The following is a 2695-nucleotide window of genomic DNA, read 5'->3' on the forward strand; positions in this document are numbered from 1 at the left end:
GGTAAATCCACCCTGCTGCGCATTATGGCCGGCATCGATACCGATATCGAAGGGGAAGCGCGCCCACAACCGGGTATCAAGATTGGCTATCTGCCACAGGAACCGCAGCTCAACCTGGAACATACCGTGCGCGAGTCGGTAGAAGAAGCGTTGGCAGAAGTGGTGGGGGCTCTGAAACGCCTTGATGAAGTGTATGCACTGTACGCGGAAGAAGGGGCTGATTTCGACAAATTGGCTGCAGAACAGGGCCGCTTGGAAGAGATCATTCAGGCTCACGATGGCCACAACCTCAACACCCAGCTTGAGCGCGCCGCCGATGCGCTGCGCCTGCCGGAATGGGACGCCAAAATCGCCAACCTTTCCGGTGGTGAACGCCGCCGCGTTGCGCTGTGCCGCCTGCTGCTGGAAAAACCGGACATGCTGCTGCTGGACGAACCCACCAACCACCTGGATGCTGAATCCGTGGCCTGGCTGGAGCGCTTCCTGCACGACTTCGAAGGCACCGTAGTGGCGATCACCCACGACCGTTACTTCCTCGACAACGTCGCGGGTTGGATCCTCGAGCTGGACCGTGGCGAGGGTATTCCGTGGGAAGGTAACTACTCTTCCTGGCTGGAGCAGAAAGACGCCCGTCTGGCACAGGAAGCTTCTGCCGAAGCCGCTCGCCGCAAGTCGATTGAGAAAGAGCTGGAGTGGGTGCGTCAAGGCGCTAAAGGCCGTCAGTCTAAGGGTAAAGCCCGTCTGGCACGCTTTGAAGAACTCAACAGCACCGAATACCAGAAACGTAACGAAACCAACGAACTGTTTATCCCACCGGGCGCACGCCTGGGCGATAAAGTGGTGGAAGTCAGCAACCTGCGCAAATCTTACGGCGATCGCCTGTTGATCGACGATCTCTCCTTCTCGGTACCGAAGGGCGCGATTGTCGGCATTATCGGCCCGAACGGCGCAGGTAAGTCTACCCTGTTCCGCATGATGTCCGGTCAGGAACAGCCTGATTCCGGTAGCATCACGCTGGGTGATACCGTCAAGCTGGCGTCTGTCGATCAGTTCCGCGACAGCATGGATAATTCCAAAACCGTGTGGGAAGAAGTTTCCGGCGGTCAGGACATCATGCGCATCGGCAACACCGAAATGCCAAGCCGTGCTTACGTTGGCCGCTTTAACTTCAAGGGTGTCGATCAGGGCAAACGCGTTGGTGAGCTGTCCGGTGGTGAACGTGGCCGTCTGCACTTAGCCAAGCTGCTGCAGGTTGGCGGCAACGTGCTGCTGCTCGATGAACCGACCAACGACCTGGATATCGAAACCCTGCGCGCGCTGGAAAACGCCTTACTGGAATTCCCAGGCTGCGCCATGGTGATCTCGCACGACCGCTGGTTCCTTGACCGTATTGCCACCCACATTCTGGATTATCAGGATGAAGGCAAAATTGAATTCTTCGAAGGTAACTTTACCGAATACGAAGAGTACAAAAAGCGCACTCTGGGTGCCGAAGCGTTGGAACCCCGCCGCATCAAGTACAAAAGAGTCACCAAGTAACCTGATTCAGCCCGCACTCTGCGGGCTTTTTCTTATCCCTACGCATCATCTGCACTGAAACAAACCCGCACCGGACTATATTATCCGCCGGAGAGATTAAAGGCATTCATTCGAAGGAGCAGCATCATGTCAATCAAGGCCATTGCCGTCGATCCACAAAATCCCGCCCGCTTTATCGAGATCGCGCCAGAACAGCCCACGCCGGGCCAGTACGATCTGCTGGTGGAGGTGAAAGCCGTTTCCGTTAACCCGGTCGATACCAAGGTCCATGCTAACCTGCAGAAAAATGGCCTACAGCAACCACGCATTCTCGGCTGGGATGCCAGCGGCGTGGTGCTGGCAGTCGGCAGCCACGTCACGGGGTTCAAGCCGGGTGATGAGGTGTGGTATGCCGGGGATATTACCCGCCCTGGCAGCAACAGCACTCAACAACTGATCGACTCACGTATTAGTGCGCACAAACCGCGCACGCTGAACTGGGCCGAAGCCGCCGCCATGCCGCTGACCGCCCTCACAGCCTGGGAAGCGCTGTTTGAACATTTGCAGATCCAGGATGCGACAGCAGATAAAACGTTGCTGATCATCGGCGGAGCCGGTGGCGTGGGCTCACTGGCGATCCCATTGGCCGCACAGCGCAGTAAAGTGAAAGTGATTGCCACCGCGTCACGTGCGGAGTCTGCCGCCTGGTGCCGCGAGCGCGGTGCCGAACTGGTGGTGGATTACCGCGATCTGCAAGCCAATCTGGCCAAAGAGGGCATCAAGCACGTCGATTATATTCTGTGCCTGAATGATACCGACGGCCACTGGCCAGCCATCAGCGAGTTGATCGCTCCGCTGGGCCATATCTGCACCATCGTAGAGAACAGCCAGCCGCTGGATCAGAACGCGCTGAAGCTGAAAAGCGCCGCGCTGCATTGGGAATTTATGTTTACCCGCAGCATGTTTAATACGCCGGATATCGCCCAGCAAGGGGAAATCCTCAAGCAAATGGCGCAACTGCTGGATGCCGGGAAACTGACCACCACGCTGAGCGAAACACTGCATGGCCTGACGGTGGAAACGGTCGCCGCTGCTCATACCAAGCTGTTGCAAGGCCATATGCAGGGTAAGTTGGTGATTGTTTACTAACGATTTCAGGGCGCAGCCTGCTGCGCCC

At 57.3% G+C, this 2695-nt stretch carries 2 protein-coding genes; both read left to right on the plus strand.

The genetic code is table 11. The features are described from left to right. A partial coding sequence (gene ettA / locus IV04_RS24575) for an energy-dependent translational throttle protein EttA (protein ID WP_037441886.1) occupies nt 1–1539 on the plus strand: 1539 nt, incomplete at its 5' end. 126 nt (nt 1540–1665) lie between these two features. Next, on the plus strand, nt 1666–2667 hold the full coding sequence (locus IV04_RS24580) for a zinc-binding alcohol dehydrogenase family protein (RefSeq protein ID WP_037398596.1): 1002 nt from the start codon (nt 1666–1668) through the stop codon (nt 2665–2667). Nucleotides 2668–2695: the final 28 nt, after the last annotated feature.

The organism is Serratia sp. Ag1 (genome assembly GCF_000743355.1).
Taxonomy (GTDB): Bacteria; Pseudomonadota; Gammaproteobacteria; order Enterobacterales; family Enterobacteriaceae; genus Chania.